Here is a 20,868-nt window from a genome sequence, read left to right as displayed (position 1 = left end):
GGTCGCGGCGCGCCTGCTGGAGCTCGGCGGCGGTGCGCTTGAGGTAGTCGCGCAGCCGGGTCTCGGTGTCGGTCATGCCCGCCCCAATTCCTCGTCGAGGAAGTCGAAGAGCTCGTCGTCGGTGGCGCCGTCGAGGGCCCGCGCGTCGCCGGCGGGCTCGCGTACGCGGCGCAGCAACGCTTCCAGCCGCGCGGTCACCCGGACGCGCCCGTCCTCGGCGGCGTCGAGGCCGGCCAGGCCCGCCTCGATCCGGTCCAGGTCGGCGAGCACGGCCACGGCCGGGTCCACCGGGGCCGGTGCGATCAGTTCCAGCAGGTGCCGGGCGAGGGCTGCCGCGCTCGGGTGGTCGAAGACCAGCGTCGCGGGCAGCGGGCGGCCGGTCAGCGTGCTGAGCTGGTTGCGCAGTTCCACCGCCGCCAGGGAGTCGAAGCCGAGGTCGCCGAAGGCCTTCCCGGGCGCGATGGCGGTGCCCGGCGCGTGCCCGAGTACGCCGGCGACCCGCTCGGTGACGACCCGCAGGACGAAGTCCTCCCGCTGCTCGGCGGGCAGCGCGGCCAGCCGGGCCGGCAGGGTTCCGGTCGCCCCCTCGGTACGCCGTCCGGCCAGACCGCGCAGCATCGGCAGGGCGGCGTCGCCCTGCGCGCGTACGGCGGCGAGGTCGAGCCGGGCCGCCACCAGGTCGGGTTCGGGCCGGCGGACGCCGCCGTCGAACGCCCGCAGACCGTCCGTGATGGACAGTGGCGGCAGGCCGAGCCGGGCGAGCCTGCGCAGCCCGGTCTCGTCCAGCTCACGGGTGAGGCCGCCGGCGGCGGGATCCCAGGGGCCGAAGGCCAGCGCCGTGCCCGGGAGTCCCCCGGCGCGCCGGTGGCGGGCCAGCGCGTCGAGGAACCCGTTCGCGGCCGCGTACGCCGCCTGCCCGGCGCCGGTGAACACCCCGGCCGTCGACGACAGGAGCACGAACGCGGTCAGATCCTGGTCGCGGGTCAGCTCGTGCAGGTGCCAGGCGCCCTCGACCTTGGGGCGCAGCACGGCCGCGAGCCGCCCCGCCGTCAGCTCCCCGACGAGCCCGGTGTCGGCGATCCCGGCCGCGTGGACGACCGCGCCCAGCGGCCCGGTCCGCGCCAGCAGCGCCGCGACGGCGGTCCGGTCGGCGACGTCGCACGCCGCGATCGTCACCTCGGCACCGAGCGCGGTCAGGTCGGCGTGCAGGGCGTCGGCTCCCGGGGCGGCCGGGCCCTGGCGGCTGGTCAGCACGAGGCGGCGCGTACCGGTCCCGGCGAGGTGGCGGGCGAGGGCCGCGCCCAGGCCGCCGGTGCCGCCGGTGATGAGGACAGGACCGTCCCCCAGCCCGGCTCCGGGCTCCACGTGCGGGGCCCGGCGCAGTCGCGGGAACAGGATCACGCCGGCTCGGACGGCGGTCTCGGGGAGGTCCACGGGTACGAACCCGGCCGGATCGTCCACATCGGCCAGTCCGAACCGGCCGGGATGCTCGGCGGCGGCCGCGCGTACCAGGCTCCCGACGGCCGCGGCCGCCGGGTCGACCGGATCGCCGTCGGCGGCCGCCACACCGCCGGTCGTGACGAAGACGAGTACGCCGGCCGGCGTACGCAGGTGTTCCTGGATCGCGGCCAGGACGGCGGCGGTCGCGGCGTGCACGGCCCCGGGGATGTCGGCCCGCGCCGGGGGGACGGCGAACGTGGCGACGTCCCCGGCTGCCGCGACCGGTTCCGTCACCGGTTCCCAGCCGACGCGGAAGAGCAGGTCGTCGGCGCGGGCGGCGGCCAGCGGCCGGGCGGCCACCCGGTCCACCGACACCACCGGTACGCCGAACGCGTCGGTCGCCAGCAGGCTGACCGCGTCGGGCCCGGCCGGGCTGAGCCGGACCCGCAGCGCCGCGGCGGACTCGGTGTGCACGGCGACGCCGCTCCACGCGAACGGCACCAGGGGCGGGCCGCCCGCGGGCGAGGCGAGCAGCTGGACGTGCAGGGCGGCGTCGAGCAGCGCCGGGTGCACCCCGTAGCCGCCCGGCTCGGCGCCGTCCGGCAGGCCGACCTCGGCGTACAGGTCGTCGCCGGATCGCCAGGCCTTGCGCAGGCCCTGGAACACCGGCCCGTACGCGTACCCGGCGGCGGCCAGGCGCTCATAGGCGTCGCCGAGGTCGACCTCGGTCGCGCCCGCCGGGGGCCAGCGGGTCGGTTCCGTGGCCGCTGCGACCTCGGTGGTCCCGGCGGGCTCCACGACGCCGGTCGCGTGCAGGGTCCAGTCCGTGTCCGCGTCCGCTGTGGACGGTCGAGTGTGGATGGTGACTTCGCGGCGGCCGTCCGCGTCCGGCGCACCGAGGCCGACCGTGACCGCCAGGCTCGTGTCGAGGGCCACGGGCGCGTCCAGGACCAGCTCGGCGACCCGGGGGCAGCCTGCCTGCGCGCCGGCCCGGGACGCCAGCTCCACCAGACCGGTGCCGGGCAGGATCGCCCGGCCCCCGATGACGTGTTCGGCCAGCCACGGTTCGGCGTCGCCGCTCAACCGGCCCGACAGGACCAGGCCCCCGGTCGCGGGGACGGGCGTCGCGGCGGTCAGCAGCGGATGGCGTACCGCCCCGGCACCGGGTACGCCGGTCGCGGTGCGCAGCCAGAAGCGGCTGTGCTCGAAGGCGTACGCGGGCAGGTCGGCGTACGCGCGGGTGTCGGCGTACACGGCCGGCCAGTCGACGGAGCCGCCGTGGGTGTGCAGTTCGGCCAGCCCGCCGAGCAGCGCGTACGCCTCCGGTTGCCGCTTGCGCGCCAGCGGGACGCAGACCGCCCCGTCGGCGCTGCGGGCGGCGAGGGCGGTGAGCGTCGAGTCCGGTCCCAGCTCGACGAACCGGGTCACGCCGCGCTCGCGCAGAGCGGTGACGGCGTCGGCGAAGCGGACGGGCCGGCGCACGTGCTCGGCCCAGTAGCCGGGATCGGTGAGGCGGTCGGTCTCGGGCTCGCCGGTCATCGTGGAGACGAGCGGGATCGACGGCTCCGCGTACGCCATCGTGGCCGCCACCGCGCGGAACTCCGCCAGCATCGGATCCATGAGGTGGGAGTGGAACGCGTGCGAGACCCGCAGCGGCACGGCACTGTCGAAGGCCGCCGCCACGCGGGCGACCGCCTGCGCGTCGCCGGAGATGACGACCGACCGGGGGCCGTTGACGGCCGCGAGGGCGACGCCGGCTGCGAGGAGCGGGTGTACCTCCGCCTCGGCGGCGGCCAGCGCGACCATGGCTCCCCCGGCGGGCAGCGCCTGCATGAGCCGGCCCCGGGCGGCCACCAGCCGGGCGGCGTCGGCGAGCGGCAGGACCCCGGCGGCGTACGCGGCGGCCAGTTCGCCGATCGAGTGCCCGGCCACGAAGTCCGGCGTCACGCCGAAGGCGCGCACGAGTGCGTAGAGCGCGACCTCGGCGGCGAACAGGGCCGGCTGCGCCCAGCCCGTCTTGTTCAGCTCCTCCGCGTCGGTCCCCCAGACCACGGAACGCAGCGGGGCGGGCAGCAGTCCGGTGAACGCCTCGCACACCTCGTCGAACGCGGTCGCGTACGCGGGGAATGTGTCGTAGAGCTCCTTGCCCATCCCGAGCCGCTGCGCGCCCTGGCCGGTGAACAGGAACGCGGTGCGGCCCTCGGCGGGCTCCGCGCGTACCAGAGCGGGGTGGAAGTCGTCGCGGGCGAGCGCGGCCAGACCGCCGAGCAGGGTGTCGCGGTCCTGGGCGACGATCGCGGCCCGGTGGTCCAACGCGGCGCGGCCGGTGGCGAGGGTACGCGCGACGGCGAACGCGTCCTGGTCGCCGAGCGCGGCGAGGAGGCGGGCGGCCTGCACCGGCAGTGCCTCGGCGGTGGCCGCGGACAGCAGCCACGGCGCGGGAAGCTGCCCGCCCGTCACGGACTCGGCAGCCGGCGGCTCTTCGAGGATGACGTGGGCGTTGGTGCCGCTGATGCCGAAGGCGGAGACGCCGGCGCGGCGGGGCCGGTCGGCGGCGGGCCAGGGGGTCGCGGCGGTGAGCAGCTCGACCGCGCCCGCCGTCCAGTCCACATGGGACGACGGGGTGCCCGCGTGCAGCGTGGGCGGCAGGACGCCGTGCCGCAGCGCCATCACCATCTTGATGATCCCGGCGACACCGGCGGCCGCCTGGGCGTGGCCGAGGTTGGACTTGATCGAACCGAGCCGCAGCGGCGTCTCGCGGTCCTGGCCGTACACCGCCAGCAGCGCCTGGGCCTCGATCGGGTCGCCGAGCGCGGTGCCGGTCCCGTGCCCTTCAATGGCGTCCACTTCGGACGGCCGAAGCCCGGCCGCGGCCAGCGCGTCCCGCAGGACCCGCTGCTGCGCCGGACCGTTGGGCGCGGTGATGCCCGCGCTCGCCCCGTCGGAGTTGACGGCCGAGGAGCGGACGACCGCGAGGATCTCGTGCCCCCGCCGGCGCGCGTCGGACGCCCGCTCGACCACGAGGACGCCGCAGCCCTCGGACCAGACCGTGCCGTCCGCGCCGTCGCCGAACGACTTGCAGCGCCCGTCGGGCGCCAGCCCCCGCTCGCGGCTGAACTCGACGAACGTCTCCGGCGTCGCCATCACCGTCACCCCGCCGACCAGCGCGAGGTCGCACTCGCCGCGGCGCAGCGCCTGCCCGGCCCAGTGCAGCGCGACCAGCGACGACGAGCACGCCGTGTCCACGCTGACCGCCGGTCCCTCCAGCCCCAGGGTGTACGCGACGCGGCCGGACACGAGGCTGCCGAGCCCGGCGCTGCCCGGATAGTCGTGGTACATGACCCCGGCGAACACCCCGGTACGCGAGCCGCGCAGCGACGTCGGGGCGACCCGGGCGTGTTCGAGGGCCTCCCAGGCGACCTCCAGCAGTACGCGTTGCTGCGGGTCCATCGCCAGCGCCTCGCGGGGGCTGACGCGGAAGAACGCGGCGTCGAAGTCGGCCGCCCCGCGCAGGAAGCCGCCCTCGCGGACGTAGGTCTTGCCCTCGACGGGTCCGGCCGGGTCGTAGATGGCCTCGACGTCCCAGCCCCGGTCGGCGGGGAACGGCGTCACGGCGTCCACTCCGGACACGGCGAGCCGCCACAGATCCTCGGCGGACCCGACGTCGCCCGGATAGCGGCAGCCGAGGCCGACGATGACGATCGGATCCTCGTCGGCGACCGCCGTCACCGCCGGGCCGGCCTCGGTCTCGCCGCCGACCTGGACGGCCAGGAATCCGGCCACCGCGGCGGCCGTCGGATGATCGAAGATCAGGGTCGCCGGCAGGCGTACGCCGGTCGCTTCGGCCAGCCGGTTGCGCAGGTCCAGCGCCGACAGCGAGTCGATGCCGAGCTCGGTGAACGGGCGGTCGGCCGGGACCGCGGCGGCACCGGTGTGGCCGAGCGCGAGGGCGGTGTGCGAGCGGACGAGGTCGAGCAGGTCCGCCTTCGGCCGCCGGACCGCCCGTGCGGGCCGGGGCTTGGCGCGCACCGGTTCCAGGCGGACGGGCACCAGGTCGGCCGCCGGTACGCCCAGCGCCGTGTCGAACAGGGCGAGCGCCTCGGCCGGGTCGAGTTCGCCGACGCCGGAACCGGTCCAGCCGCGGTCGGCGGCCATCCCTTCGCCCGCCCACGGACCCCAGGCGAGCGACTGCCCGGGCAGTCCCCGTTCCCGGCGGTGGACGGCGAGCGCGTCGAGGAACGCGTTGGCCGCGGCGTAGTTGGCCTGGCCCGGCGCGCCGAGGACGGCCGACGCGGAGGAGAACAGCACGAACGCGGCCAGGTCGTGCCCGGCCGTCAGCTCGTGCAGCAGCCAGGCGGCGTCGGCCTTCGGGCGCAGGACGGTGTCGAACCGTCGCGGGGTCAGCGCGGTCAGGACGGCGTCGTCGAGGACACCGGCCGCGTGCACGACGATCGTCAGCGGGTACGCCGACGGCAGGTCGCTCAGCGCGTCGGCGAGCACGGCCCGGTCGGCGGCGTCACCGGCGACGACGCGTACGGAGGCGCCCGATTCGGCGGTGCTCAGCTCGGCGGCAAGGTCGTCGGCATTCCCGCCCCGGCGGCTGACCAGGACGAGATGGCGTACGCCGTGCCGCTCGACGAGGTGCCGGGCGACCGCGCGACCGAGCCCGCCGGTGCCGCCCGTGATCAGGGCGGTGCCGCCGAGGGGCGGTGGCTCGACGGCTTCCGCCGCGAACTTCGCCAGCCGCGGCGCGTACGCGGAGTCCCCGCGGAGGGCGATCTCGGGTGCGGCCAGGCCGAGGGCCGACGGAAGGTTCGCCTCGGCCGCCGCGGAGCCGTCGACGTCGACCAGCAGCAGCCGGCCGGGGTGCTCGGCCTGGGCGCTGCGGACGAGGCCGGTCAGGGCGGCGTGCACGAGGCCGATCGCGGCATCCTCGTCGAGCCCCACCGCTGCCGCGTCGCGTGTGACGACCGCCAGGCGGGCGGCGGTCTCCCCCGACAGCCAGGACGTCAGTTCCGCGTGCAGCCAGTGCGTGGCGAGGTGTACCGAGTGCGGCAGGTCGGTCCCGGTCGGCGGCTCGACCCGCAGGATCTCGACGTCGTCGGCGGCGGTCGCGCCGGTGAGCTCGACCCGGTCCCAGGTCCGGTGGTGCAGCGACCGCAACCGTCCACTTGAGACCGTGGGCGGCCGCAGCGCGAGCGTGCCGATGGCGGCGACCGGCGTACCGGCGGTGTCGGCGAGGTCCACCGAGACGGTGTTGTCGCCCGTGCGGACCACCCGGACCCGGGCCGACGATCCCGCCGGGCGCTCGCCCGCGAAGTCCGTCCACGCGAACGGCACGCCCGCCAGGTCCAGCAGGGCGGCGGCGTGCAGGGCGGCGTCCAGCAGGGCCGGGTGCACGCCGTAGCCGGTCACGTCCACGTCGGCGGGCAGCGCCACCTCGGCCAGGATCTCGTCGCCCTGCCGCCAGGCCCGGCGCAGACCCTGGAACACCGGGCCGTACGCGTACCCGGCGTCGGCCAGGCGCTCGTAGAAGCCGGTCAGGTCGACCGGGTCGCCCGGCGGCGGCCAGGCGGCCAGAGCTGCGTCCCGCGGATCGGAAGCTTGCTCGGCGGTCACGAAGCCCGTCGCGTGCCGGGTCCAGTCCGCTGCGGCGTCGGCCGGTCGCGTGTGGATGCCGATCGGGCGGCGTTCGTCCACGCCGGCCGGGCCGACCGTGACGCGTACGGCGACCGCCGCGGCCTCGCCGAGGTCCACCGGTTCGGCCAGGGTCAGCTCCGCCACGACCGGGCTGCCGGCGGCCGCACCCGCCGCCCGCGCGATCTCGACCAGGGCCGCGCCCGGCAGCCAGGTACGCCCGCCGACGGCGTGCTCGGCCAGCCACGGCAGGCTCGCCGTCGAGATGCGTCCGGTCAGGACGATCATCTCGGGTTCGGGGACGTCGACGACCGCCCGCAGCAGCGGATGGCTCGTCGCGGCCAGTCCGGCGGCGGTCGCGTCGCCCGCGGCGGTGTCGGCGAGCCAGAAGCGTTCGTGCTGGAAGGCGTACGTAGGTAGGTCGGCCGACGCGGGTACGCCGAAGTAGGCGGCCCAGTCGACGTCGGTCCCGGCGGCGTGCAGCCGGGCCAGCCCGGTCGTGAGCGCGTCGGCCTCGTCACCGTCGCGGGCCGACAGCGCCACCGTCAGACCGTCGGCGCAGGCGGCCGTCAGCCCGGCCAGCGTGGCGTCGGGGCCCAGCTCGATGAACCGCCGGGCGCCCGAGGAAGTGACGGACTGGGCGAACAGGACGGGTTGGCGTACATGCTGCACCCAGAACTCGGGATCGAGCACATCGCCCGACGTCGCGAGCGGGATCGCCGGTGCGCTGAAGGTCAGCGAGGTCACCACCGTCCGGAACTCCGCCAGCATCGGGTCCATCAGCGACGAGTGGAACGCGTGCGACACCCGTAGCCGCTTCGACGCGGGGAAGCGCTTGGCGACGGCCAGCACCGCCTTCTCGGCCCCGGAGATCACCACCGAGTGCGGCCCGTTCACCGCCGCGATGTCGACACCCGGCTTCAGCGCCGCCCGCACTTCCGCCTCGGTGGCGGCCACGGAGACCATCGCCCCGCCGGCCGGCAGCGCCTGCATCAAGCTCGCCCGCGCCGACACCAGCCGCACCGCGTCGTCCAGCGACCAGACACCGGCGACGTAGGCCGCCGCGACCTCACCGATCGAATGTCCGATCAGGACATCCGGCTTCAGGCCCAACGACTGAACGAGGCGGAACATCGCCACCTCGAACGCGAACAACGCCGGCTGCGCCCAACCCGTCGCCGCAAGGGTCTCCGCCGACGAGCCCCACATCACCTCCCGCAGACCCGGGAACCGGACCACGACCTCGTTCAGGGCTTCGGCGAACACCGGGAACCGATCGGAGAGCGAAAGGCCCATGCCCAGCCGCTGCGACCCCTGCCCGGTGAACAGGAACGCCGTGCGGCCCGGCCGCGTCGCCGAGTCCACGATCACGCCCGGCACCGCGTCCCCGGCGGCCAGGGCGGCGAGTCCCGCCCGCGGGTCCCCGAGCACGACCGCCCGGTGCTCGAAATGGCTGCGGGTCGTCGCCAGCGAGGCCGCGACCTCCGGCGAGTACGCCGGGAGCCCCGCCCGCAGCCGGCCGGCCTGATCCCGCAGGGCGGTGGGCGTACGCGCGGAGACGAGGAAGGGCAGCGGGCGGTCGAACGGGCCCGGCGGCAGCACCGGCTCGACGGCGGGCGCCTCCTCGATGATGACGTGCGCGTTGGTGCCGCTGATGCCGAAGGAGCTGACCCCGGCCCGGCGCGGCCGCCCGTTCGCCTTCCAGGGGCGCGCCTCGGTGAGCAGCTCCACCGCACCGGCGGACCAGTCGACGACGGACGTGGGCCGGTCGACGTGCAGCGTACGCGGCAGCTCCTCGTGGCGCAGCGCTTCAATGATCTTGATAATCCCGGCGATGCCCGCGGCGGCCTGCGTGTGCCCCATGTTCGACTTGACGGAGCCGAGCCACAGCGGCGCCTCGCGGTCCTGCCCGTACGCGGCCAGCAGCGCCTGCGCCTCGATCGGGTCGCCGAGGACGGTCCCGGTCCCGTGGCCCTCCACGGTGTCGACGTCGGCCGGGTTCAGCCCGGCGTCGGCGAGCGCCTGGCGGATGACGCGCTGCTGCGACGGCCCGTTCGGGGCGGTCAGGCCGCTGCTGGCCCCGTCGGAGTTGACGGCCGAGCCGCGGACGACGGCGAGGATCGGATGGCCGAGGCGCTGGGCGTCCGACAGCCGCTCGACGACGAGGACGCCGGCGCCCTCCGACCAGACCGTCCCGTCGGCGGCGTCGGCGTAGGACTTGCAGCGGCCGTCCGGGGCGAGGCCTTTCTCCTTGCTGAAGTCGACGAACGTGTCCGGTGTGGACATCACGGTGACCCCGCCGACCAGGGCCAGACCGCAGTCGCCGCGGCGCAGTGCCTGGGCGGCCCAGTGCAGCGCCACCAGGGCCGAGGAGCACGCGGTGTCGACGGAGACCGCCGGCCCCTCCAGCCCCAGCGCGTACGCGACCCGTCCGGAGACGATGCTGCCGACGCTGCTGCCCGCGGGGTAGTCGTGGTACATGACCCCGGCGAACACCCCGGTGCGGCTGCCCTTGAGGGTGGCCGGGACGATCCGGGCGCGTTCGAGCGCCTCCCACGAGATCTCCAGGAGCAGCCGCTGCTGGGGGTCCATCAGCAACGCCTCACGCGGGCTGATGCCGAAGAAGGCGGCGTCGAACGCGGCGGCGCCGGACAGGAAGCCGGCCTCGCGGACGTAGGTGGCGGCGGGGTCGTCGTCGGGGCCGAACAGGCGGTGCAGGTCCCAGCCCCGGTCGGCGGGGAACGGGCCGATGGCGTCGCCCCCCGCGGCGACGAGGTCCCACAGCTCCTGCGGGGTCGTCACGCCACCCGGGTAGCGGCAGGCCGCGCCCACGATCGCGATCGGCTCGGTGGCCCGCTGCTCGGCCTCCTGCAGCTGGCGCTTGGCCTTGCGCAGATCGCCGGTGGCCCGCTTGAGGTACTCCAGCAGCCGCTCCTGCTCCGTCACGCCGGCACCCCCTCGGTCACGCGCCGGGCGAGCCGCGCGGCGACCGTACCGGGGGCGGGCATCGCCCAGGCCGCGTCCCGCAGTCCGGCGGCGGCGTCGCGTACACCCGGATCCCGCACGGCCGCGACGACCCGCTCGGCGAGGGCGTCGTCGGCGAGGGTGGTGAGGTCGATCTCCACGAGCCCGGCCACGACGGCGGCCGCGACGACCTCGGACTGTCCGGAGTGGAGCACCGCCGCGCACGTCGGCGCGAGGGCGGCGAACGGGACGGCGTCGAGGACCCGGACGTTGTCGGGTACGCCGGAGGCCGGCAGCCGGTCGAGCGGTGTGGCGCAGATGATCTCGAAGGGCAGCCCGGCGAGCGCCGGCAGGACGCCGGGCCGGGGCAGGCCGTGCAGGTAGACGCGCTCGCGGCGGGGCTTGCGCCGCAGCCACGAGGGGATCTCCGTGAGCCCGTCGTAGGGGATGTGCCGCATCGCCAGGTCGGGTTCGGCGGCGAGCGACCGCAGCGGTGGCGGGGTCGTGTCGACGACGAGATCCGCGCCGCAATCGTCGAAGGCCGAGGGGGTGCGGTGGTCGGCGAGCCCGCGCAGGCAGACGCCGAGCGCGCCGGCGGACCGGGCGGCGTCCGCGGCGGTCGGGGCCTGACGGTCCCAGACCACCATGCCGGCGCCCCAGGCGGCCGCGAAGCCGGCCAGCCCGTCGGGGCCGGGTTCGGCGACGACGAGACCCGTGAGCTGGACCGCCGCGGTGAGGCTCGGGGGCGCGGCGACCAGGACCTCGTGCCCGGCGGTACGCAGGGCCCAGGCGAGCGGCGTGAGGTGGTGCAGCCGCGCGAGGGAGTCCGGAGTGCTCAGCAGTACGCGCATGTCACCGCCTCCGGCCGGCCCGCTTCGCGGCGGGGGCGAGCCCGGCGAGCCAGTCGCGCAGGCTGTGCGCCGTGGTCTCGGCGGCGTCGACGACGATGGTGAAGTGGTTGCCCGGCACCGTGCGCACGTCGTCCGCCCGGCTCCAGTTGGTCCGCCACGACCCGTCGTCCGGGCCCTCCCGCTCGGCGAAGGGTTCCTCGGGCCGCAGCAGCAGGGTCGGCGCTGCGATGTCGGGCGACACCACGGCCGGCAGGAGGTCCATGTACCGGGCCATCGCCGTCAGCTTCGTCCGGTCGAAGGCGTCCCCTGTGGACTCCCGGGCGAGCATGCCGACCGCGAGATCGGTGAAGGACCGCGTACGCACCTCGCCGCCGTCGCCGGTGATGTCGGAGGCGTTGACCGGATAGGTGTCGACGAGGACGACGCCGGCGGGGGCCCGCCCTTCGGCTTCCAGCCGGGCCGCGACCGCGTACGCGAGCACGCCCGCCGAGGAGTAGCCGAGCAGCACGAAGGGTCCCGTCCCGGCGGCCGCGCGTACGCTCGCCGTCAGCACCTCGACGGCGGCCTCCGCGGTGGCGGGCAGTTTCTCGTCGGCCCGGAAGCCCGGCATGCCCAGCGCCGTCAGAGCGACGCTGCCCTGCAGGGCGGCGGCCATCCGCGCGTACTGCTGCGGTCCGCCGAGCGCGACCGGGGTGGCGAGGCAGATCACCTTCGGGCCCTCGGCCTGGCTCAGCGTGACGGGGTTCGGCGGGGTGCCGGCCTCGGCAACGGTCGTGAAGGCGGGGCGCAGGTTGGCCGCCGCGCTCAGCAGCGCCATGCCCTCGGCGGTGCGTCCGGAGTGGACGGCGTCGGCGAACAGCTCGCGCAGGGCGGCGGAGACCGGGTCGGCGACCGGGCCCGCGACCGCGGGCGTGTCGTCCGCGGGAGCCGTGGCGGGCGCGGCGCCCCCGCCGCCGAGCAGGCCCAGCACGTGGTCGACCAGTGCCGCCGGGCTCTCCACGTCGAAGATGACCGTCACCGGCAGGTTCAGCCCAGTCGCCGACGCGATGCGGTTGCGCAGGTTGACCGCGGTCAGCGAGTCGAAGCCGAGCTCCAGGAACGGCCGGTCGGCGTCGATGGCGTCGGCGCTGGCGTACCCGAGCAGGGCCATGGTGTGTTCGAGGATCAGGTCGCGGATCGGCTGCGCCGTGTCCCCCGGGTTCGCGGTACGCGACCGGCGGGCGGCCGTGCGGCGCGCCGGGGTCAGATGCGACCGCTCGGCGAGCACCCGGTTCGCGGGTACCGCCGTCATCGGCCGCAGCACCAGACCGGCGACGGAGGCGACCGGCTGTCCGTCCACATCCGACAGCTCGATCGCCACGGCGTCCTCGTGGATCGGCCGGACGTGGGCGCGTACCGCGGTGGCGCCGGTGGCGTGGATCTGGACGCCCGACCACTCGAACGGCAGGCCGCCGGCGCGTACGCCGCCGCAGAACCCGATCGCGTGCAGGGCGGCGTCCAGCAGGGCCGGGTGCAGGCCGAAGCCGTCGACGTCGAGGTCGCCGAGGTCGATCTCGGCGTACGCGTCGGCACCTGAGCGCCAGGCGGCCTTCAGGCCCTGGAACGCCGGTCCGTAGGTGAGACCGGCCTCGGCCAGCCCCTCGTAGAACCCGGTCAGGTCGACGGGCTCCCCCGCGGGCGGCCAGGCGACGGCGGCCGGTTCGGCCGCGACGGCCTCGGCGAGCACCCCGGCCGCGTGGCGCAGCCAGGGCGCGCCCGGCTCCTCCGCCCGCGAGTGGACGGTGACGGTACGCGTACCCGTGGAGGAAGCCGCGCCGACCTCGACCTGGAGCTGGACGCGGCCCTGCTCGGGCAGGACGAGCGGCAGTTCGAGGGTCAGCGCCTCGATGCGCCCGCAGCCGGCCTCGTCCCCGGCGCGCAGGGCGAGCTCCGCGAAGGCCGCGCCGGGCAGGATCGCGGCGCCGCCGACGCGGTGGTCGGCGAGCCACGGCTGGGTGGCGAGCGAGAGGTGCCCGGTGAGCGCGAGCGAGCCGGAGTCGGCCAGGCGCAGGGCGGCGCCGAGCACGGGGTGCCCGATGCGGTCGAGCCCGGCCGCCGGGGCGCCGCCGTCGCGGGCCATCAGCGCCTTGGCGTCGACCTCGGGCCAGTAGCGGGTGCGGTGGAACGCGTAGGTGGGCAGCGGTACGCGGCGCGCGTCGCGCCCGGTGAACAGGCGGGACGCGTCGACGCCGAGCCCGTCGGCGTAGAGGCGCCCGACGGCCAGCTGCACCGAGACCGGCTCGCTGAGGTCCTTGCCCAGCGTGGCCAGCGCGACCACGTCGTCGCCGTCGAGGGCGAGGCCGACGAGTCCGGCGAGGGTGGCGTCCGGTCCCAGCTCGACGAAGCGGCTGACCCCGAGGTCGGCGAGGGTACGCACGCCGTCGAGGAACCGCACGGTCCGCCGGCAGTTGTCGACCCAGTACGCCGCGCCGCCCATCTCGTCCTCGACGAGGTCCCCGGTGACGGTCGAGACGATCGGCAGGCGGGGCGGGTTGAAGGTGAGCCCGGCGGCGACGTCGCGCAGGTCGTCGAGGATGTCGTCGACGTGGTGGGAGTGCACGGCCTGCTTGATGGCCAGCCGGCTCGTGCGCCGGCCCCGCTCGGCGAGGCTCGCGGCCAGCGCGAGGACCGGCTCCTCGTCGCCGGAGACGACGACGGACCGGGGTCCGTTGACGGCGGCGATGCCGACGCCCTCGGTCAGCAGCGGCCGCACCTCGTCCTCGCTCGCCTCGACGGCCACCACGGCGCCGCCGGCGACCTCCTGCAGCAGCAGTCCTCTGTGGACGACGAGCTTCGCGGCGTCGCGCAGGGACAGGATGCCCGCCACGTGCGCGGCCGCCAGCTCGCCGGTCGAGTGCCCCAGCACGTACGCGGGCCGCTGGCCCCACGACTCCAGCAGCCGGAACAGCGCCACCTGCACCGCGAAGAGGCCGGCGACGGTGAACGAGGTCTGGCCCAGCAGGGCGGCGTTCGGGGTGCCCGGCTCGGCGAACAGCACGTCGCGCAGCGGCCGGTCGAGGTGGCGGTCGAGCGCGTCGGCCACCTCGTCGAACGCCCACGCGAACGCCGGGTACGCCTGGTACAGCGCGGCACCCATGCCGGGGCGCTGCGTGCCCTGGCCGGAGAACAGGAAGGCGGCCTTGCGCCCGGGTCGCGTACGCCCGGTACCGATGCCCGGTGCGGCCTTGCCCTGGGCCAGCGCCATGAGGCCGGCCGTCAGCTCGGCCCGGTCGGCGCCGACGACGACCGCCCGGTGCGGGAACGGGCTGCGGGCGGTCACGAGGGAGTAGCCGATGTCGAGCGGGTCGAGGTCGGGGTGCGCCATCGTGTAGGACAGCAGCCGGGCGGCCTGGTCCGGCAGCGCCTCCCGGGTACGCGCCGACAGCAGCCACGGCACCGGCACGCTGCCGGAGCGGACCGGCCGCGGCGCTTCGACGGGTGCCTCCTCCGGCTCCGGCGCCTGCTCGATGATCACGTGCGCATTGGTGCCGCTGTAGCCGAAGGCGGAGACGCCGGCGCGGCGCGGGTGGCCGTAGTCGGGCCACGCGATCGTCTCGGCCAGCAGCTTGATGTTGCCGCTCGTCCAGTCGACGCCCTCGGTGGGCGTCCCGGCGTAGCGGGACTGCGGCAGGCGGCCGTGCCGCAGCGCCTGCACCATCTTGATGACACCGGCGACCCCGGCCGCGGCCTGGGCGTGCCCGATGTTCGACTTCACCGAGCCCAGCCACAGCGGCTGGTCGTCGGGGCGGCCCTGGCCGTAGGTGGCCAGCAGCGCGTTGGCCTCGATCGGGTCGCCGAGCGTGGTGCCCGTGCCGTGCCCCTCGACCGCGTCCACTTCGGACGCCTCCAGCCCGGCGACGGCCAGCGCCCGGCGGATCACGCGCTCCTGCGCGAAACCGTTCGGCGCGGTCAGGCCGTTGGAGACGCCGTCCTGGTTGACCGCGGTCGCCCGGACGACGGCGAGCACCTCGTGCTTGTTGCGGCGCGCGTCGGCCAGCCGCTCCAGCACCAGGACGCCGACGCCCTCGCTCCAGCCGACGCCGTCGGCCTCCGCCGAGAAGGACTTGCAGCGCCCGTCGGCCGCGGTGCCGCGGGTGTGCGCGAACGACTCGGGGTTCGCCAGCACGTACACGCCGCCCGCCAGCGCCAGCGAGCAGTCGCCCGCGTGCAGCGCCTGCACGGCCGTGTGCAGCGCCACGAGCGAGGACGAACACGCCGTGTCGATCGACACCGCGGGCCCCTCCAGCCCGAAGGTGTACGCGACGCGGCCGGGCACCATGCTGCCCAGGACGCCGGTGGCGCGGAAGATCACGTTCTCCGGCGCGACGGCGACCGGACCCGGGTCGTAGGTGCAGCCCATGCTGCCGACGAAGACGCCGGTGGAGCTGCCCTTGAGGGTGAGCGGGTCGAGGCCGGTGCGCTCCAGCGCCTCCCAGCAGACCTCTGACAGCAGCCGCTGCTGCGGGTCCATCATCATCGCCTCGTTGGGGCTGATCCCGAAGAACGCGGCGTCGAAGTCGCCGGCCCCGTCGAGGAAGCCGCCCTCGGGCTGCTTGCCCATCGCGGCGAGCTGGCCGGACCAGAAGTCCATGTCCCAGGCGCGGTCCTGCGGGAACGCCGAGACGCCGTCGCCGCCGGCGGCCACGAGCCGCCACAGGTCGTCGGGCGAGCCGACCCCGCCCGGGTAGCGGCAGGCCATGCCGACGATCGCGATCGGATCGTCGGTCGCCACGACGGGCGCGGCGACCTCCGTCGACTCGGCGGTCTCCCCGAACAGCTCGGCGTGCAGGCGTACGGCCAGGTCCCGGGCGGTCGGGTGGTCGAAGATCACGGTCAACCGCAGCTGTACGCCGATCGCCGCGCTCAGCCGGTTGCGCAGCTCGACCGAGAGCAGCGAGTCGAAGCCGAGGTCCTGGAAGATGCGGTCGGGGTCGATGAGTTCCGGCGCGGCGTGCCCGAGCACGGCGGCGGTGTGGCTGAGCACCAGTTCGCGCAGGGCGTCGTAGCGCTGCGGTACGCCCAGCGGGCCGAGCCGGCTGATCAGCGACTCCGACCCCGCCTGGCGTACCGCGCGGGCGCGGCGGGCCGGGGCGACGAGGTCGCGCAGCAGCTCCGGTACGCCCATCGGGTTGGCGCGCATGCCGTCGAGGTCGAGTTTGATCGGGACGAGCAGCGGCTGGTCGAGCCCGAGCGCGAGGTCGAAGATGTCCAGCCCCTCGGCCGGGGTGAGCGAGTGGCCGTCGGCGTGGCCCATGCCGCCGTCGAGCGCCCACTGTCCCCAGGCGAGCGACTGGGCGGGCAGTCCCCGCGCCCGGCGGTGCGCGGCGAGCGCGTCGAGGAACGTGTTCGCGGCGGCGTAGTTGCCCTGCCCGGGCGCGCCGAGCACGCCGGCCGCCGACGAGAAGAGGACGAACGCCGACAGCTGCCGGCCGGCGGTCAGCTCGTGCAGGTTCCAGGCGATGCCCGCCTTCGGCACGAGGACGGCGTCGAGCCGTTCCGGGGTCAGCGAGGGCACGATGCCGTCGTCGAGGACGCCGGCCGCGTGCACGACCGCGTCGACCGGGTACGCCGCCAGCAGGGCCTCGGCGGCCGCGCGGTCGGTCAGGTCGCACGCGACCGCCTCGGCTTCGCAGCCCTGCGCGGTGAGCTCGGCGACGAGGTCGGCCGCACCCGGTGCCTGCGGGCCGCTCCGGCTGACCAGCAGCAGGCGGCGGGCGCCGTGCCGGGCGACGAGGTGGCGGGCGAGCAGCATGCCCAGTGCCCCGGTGCCACCTGTGATGAGAGTCGTTCCCTGCCAAGGGTTTCCCGCAGCACTCGGTTCCGAGGTGCGGGCCGGGCCGGTCGCGCGGGCCAGGCGCGGGACCCACACAGTGTCGCCGCGCACGACGGCGTCCGTCTCCCCCGAGGCGACGATCGCGGGCAGGAGCGCCAGCGCCCCGTCCGCGCCGTCGCCGGATCGATGGTCCACAAGGTACAGACGCCCGGGGTTCTCGGCCTGCGCCGAGGCGACGAGTCCGCGTACGGCGGCGGCGCCGAGGTCGGTGACGTCCTCCCCGGGCAGCGCCACGGCCCCGGACGTCAGCACGATCAGCCGGGCCGAACCGAAGCGCGGCTCGCGTTGCCACTGCTGGATTCCGGCCAGCGCCTCCTTCGCGGCGGACCGGGCGGCGTCCGCGTCCGGCCCGCCCGTCACGCGCAGCAGCAGCAGGTCGGAGACCGGCCCCGCCGCCGGTACGCCCGCCAGCTCCGCGATGGACAGCGCGGCGGCCGGCGGTTGCAGGCGCGTCCAGCCGACTCCGAAGAGCGCGTCGTGGACGGGTTCGGCCGCGGACGGGGCCACCGGGGCGCCCGCCTGCACGAGCAGTTCGGCGGCGACCGGCCGCAGCAGCAGGGAGCCGACCGACGCGACGGGCTGCCCGTCCGGGTCGGCGATCTGCAGGCTGACCGTGTCCGGGCCGCCCACCGGAACGATGCGTACGCGTACCGTCGCGGCGCCGGAGGCGTGCAGGACCACGTCGGACCACGCGTACGGCAGGGAGACGGTCGCCGACGGCGCCTCGTCGAAGGAGGCCGCGCCGATCGCGTGCAACGAGGCGTCGAAGAGGGCCGGGTGCAGCCCGTAGTCCTCGGCGCCGAAGCGGGCCTGTTCGGGCAGTCCGACCTCGGCGAAGACCTCGTCGCCGCGCCGCCACGCCTGGCGCAGCCCCCGGAACACCGGCCCGTACGCGAGCCGCCCCGCGTCGGCCAGTTCGTCGTACACCCCGGCGATCTCGACGCGCTCGGCTCCGGCCGGCGGCCACGCTGCCAGCGAGAACGAGGCCTGCTCCGATCCTGTTCCCAGTACGCCGGTCGCGTGCCGCGTCCACGTGGCGATCTCGCCGTCGCCCTCGGGTCGCGAGTAGACGGTCAGGGACCGGCTGCCGGACGCGTCGGGCGCGCCGACGGCGACCTGGACGCGTACCCCGCCACCGCGGGCGGGCAGCACCAGCGGCGAGTGGATGGCGAGTTCCCGCACCTGCGGCGTACCGGTGTGCGCGCCGGCGGTGACGGCCAGTTCGACGAAGGCGGTACCCGGGAAGACGATCGCGCCGCCGACGGTGTGGTCCGAGAGCCAGGCGTGCGTCTCGGTCGAGATCCGTCCCGACAGGACGATCCCGTCGGAGTCGGCCATCACCGTCGCGGCGGACAGGATCGGGTGGTCGACGGGTTCCAGGCCGAGCGAGGCCGGGTCGCCGTCGGTGGCCGACGCCTCCAGCCAGAAACGCTCCTGCTGGAAGGCGTAAGTCGGTAGGTCGATCAGGGCGGCACCGGTGAAGTAGGCGCTCCAGTCGACGTCGGTCCCGCCGACGTGCAGCCGCGCCAGCCCGGTCGTGAGCGCGTCCGCCTCGTCGCCGTCGCGGGCGGACAGGGCGACCGCCGGACCGTCGGCGGACAGGGTCGCCAGGCCGGTCAGCGTGCCGTCCGGCCCCAGCTCGATGAACCGCCGCGCGCCCGAGGACGTGACGGACTGGGCGAACAGGACGGGCTGGCGTACGTGCTGCACCCAGAACTCGGGATCGAGCACGTCGCCCGACGTCGCCAGGGGGATCGTCGGCGCTGTGAAGGTCAGCGACGCCACCACCGCCCGGAACTCCGCCAGCATCGGGTCCATCAGCGACGAGTGGAACGCGTGCGACACCCGCAGCCGCTTGCTCGTCGCGAAACCCTGCGCGACTGCCAGCACCGCGTCCTCGGCCCCGGAGATCACCACCGACCGAGGCCCGTTCACCGCCGCGATGTCGACACCCGGCTTCAGCGCCGCCCGCACTTCAGCCTCGGTCGCGGCCAGCGACACCATCGCCCCGCCGGCCGGCAGCGCCTGCATCAGGCTCGCCCGCGCCGACACCAGCCGCACCGCGTCGTCCAACGACCACACACCGGCGACATGGGCCGCCGCGACCTCGCCGATCGAATGTCCGATCAGGACATCCGGCTTCAGGCCCAGCGACTGTGCGAGACGGAACATCGCCACCTCGAACGCGAACAGGGCCGGCTGCGCCCACCCCGTCGACTCCAGCTCGGCCGCCGACGAGCCCCCCATCACCTCACGCAGACCGGGGAACCGGTCCACGACCTCGTTCAGGGCTTCGGCGAACACCGGGAACCGATCGGACAGCGAAAGGCCCATGCCCAGCCGCTGCGACCCCTGCCCGGTGAACAGGAACGCCGTCGTTCCGCCGGCCGTCGCCTCACCGGTCAGCACCGTGTCCGACGGCTCGCCCTCGGCCAGCGCGGTCAGGCCCGCGAGCAGGTCGCCGCGCGTCGCGCCGAGTACGACCGCCCGATGGTCGAGCGCCGCGCGCGACCGGCCCAGCGTGTAGCCCACGTCCGCGAGGTCCGGCGTACCGGCCACCCCGGCCAGCTGCCGCGCCTGGGCACGCAAAGCCGCCCGGCCCCGGCCCGACAGTGCCCACGGCACCAGTCCCGGCGTACGCACGGCGTCACGGGCCGGCGCGGTGACCGCGTCGGCTTCCTCGATGATGGCGTGGGCGTTGGTGCCGCTGAGCCCGAAGGACGACACGCCCGCCCGGCGGGGGCGCCCGTTCGCCGTCCACGGCCGCGCCTCGGTGAGCAGCTTGACGCTGCCCGCCGTCCAGTCCACCAGCGACGAAGGCTTGTCCACGTGCAGGGTCTGCGGCAGTACGCCGTTGCGCAGCGCCATGACCATCTTGATGACGCCGGCGACACCGGCGGCCGCCTGGGTGTGGCCGAGGTTGGACTTGAGCCCGCCCAGCCACAGGGGCTCCGCCCGGTCCTGCCCGTACGCCGCCAGCAGCGCCTGGATCTCGATCGGGTCGCCGAGGGTGGTGGCCGTGCCGTGGCCCTCGACGACGTCCACCTGGTCGGCGGAGATCCGGGCGCTGGCGAGCGCCTGCCGGATCACCCGCTGCTGGGCGAGGCCGTTCGGGGCGGTGATGCCGTTGGAGGCGCCGTCCTGGTTGACCGCCGTACCCCGGACGATGGCGAGCACGGGGTGGCCGAGGCGCTGGGCGTCCGACAGCCGCTCCAGCAGGAGCAGGCCGGCCCCCTCCGACCAGCCCGTGCCGTCGGCCGAGTCGGCGTACGCCCGGCAGCGGCCGCTGCGCGCGAGCGTGCCGTCGATGCTGAACTCGACGAACGTCCGCGGTGAGGCCATGACCGACACGCCACCCGCCAGCGCCATCGAGCACTCCCCCTGCCGCAGCGCCTGCACGGCGAGGTGCAGCGTGACGAGGGACGAGGAGCACGCGGTGTCGACCGTGACGGCCGGGCCTTCGAGGCCGAAGGCGTACGAAACCCGGCCGGACAGGACACCGGAGGAGCCGTAGCTGCCCGGGTAGTTGTGGTACATCGTCCCGGCGAACACGCCGACCGGGCTGCCCTTCACCGACGGCGGCGCGACGCCCGCGCGCTCGAACGCCTCCCACGCCAGCTCCAGCAGCAGCCGCTGCTGGGGGTCCATCAGCAGCGCCTCGCGCGGGCTGATGCCGAACAGGTCCGCGTCGAACAGGGGCGCCTCGTGCAGGAAGCCGCCCTCGCGGACATAGCTGGTACCGGGGCGCTCGCCGGTCGGGTCGTAGAGGCGGCTCAGGTCCCACCCCCGGTCGGCCGGGAAGGGCCCGACCCCGTCGCCGCCGCGGGCGACGAGATCCCACAGCTGCTCGGGTGTGCGTACGCCGCCGGGGAACCGGCAGGCCATGGCCACGATCGCGATCGGCTCCCGCGCGGCGTCGGCGAGCTTCTTGTTCTGCTCGCGCAGGCGCTCGGTCTCCTTGAGGGAGACGCGCAGGGCATTGACCAGCTTCTCCTCGGGCGTGTTCACGAGCATCACCGTAAGAGCGGCGCCGATCCGGTCCCACCCCTAACCGCGTGACCGGTCCCCCAGACGCGGTGCGCCCGCACGGGCGGCCCGGACCGC

General features: G+C 75.6%; 2 protein-coding genes and 1 pseudogene. All 3 read right to left on the bottom strand.

Annotated features, from left to right (window positions below):
* Nucleotides 1–72 precede the first annotated feature (72 nt).
* Nucleotides 73–10,017 (bottom strand): annotated as a pseudogene (locus tag G401_RS0124475) (SDR family NAD(P)-dependent oxidoreductase); the annotation flags it as partial.
* A 2-nt stretch (nt 10,018–10,019) separates the two neighbouring features.
* Nucleotides 10,020–10,892 (bottom strand): nucleotide disphospho-sugar-binding domain-containing protein, encoded by an 873-nt coding sequence (locus G401_RS0124470; protein WP_027344559.1) that lies wholly within the window; start codon nt 10,890–10,892, stop codon nt 10,020–10,022.
* A gap of 1 nt (nt 10,893) precedes the next feature.
* Nucleotides 10,894–20,772, bottom strand: a complete 9,879-nt coding sequence (locus G401_RS48085; protein ID WP_245601828.1) for a type I polyketide synthase — start codon at nt 20,770–20,772, stop codon at nt 10,894–10,896.
* Nucleotides 20,773–20,868 lie beyond the last annotated feature (96 nt).

This window comes from Hamadaea tsunoensis DSM 44101 (assembly GCF_000428945.1).
Lineage (GTDB): Bacteria > Actinomycetota > Actinomycetes > Mycobacteriales > Micromonosporaceae > Hamadaea > Hamadaea tsunoensis.
This window is presented reverse-complemented; position numbering and strand designations above follow the sequence as displayed.

Bases quoted from the DNA above. Each gene is read 5' to 3' on its own strand.
- G401_RS0124470 (WP_027344559.1), bottom strand. From the start codon at position 10,892: ATGCGCGTACTGCTGAGCACTCCGGACTCCCTCGCGCGGCTGCACCAC.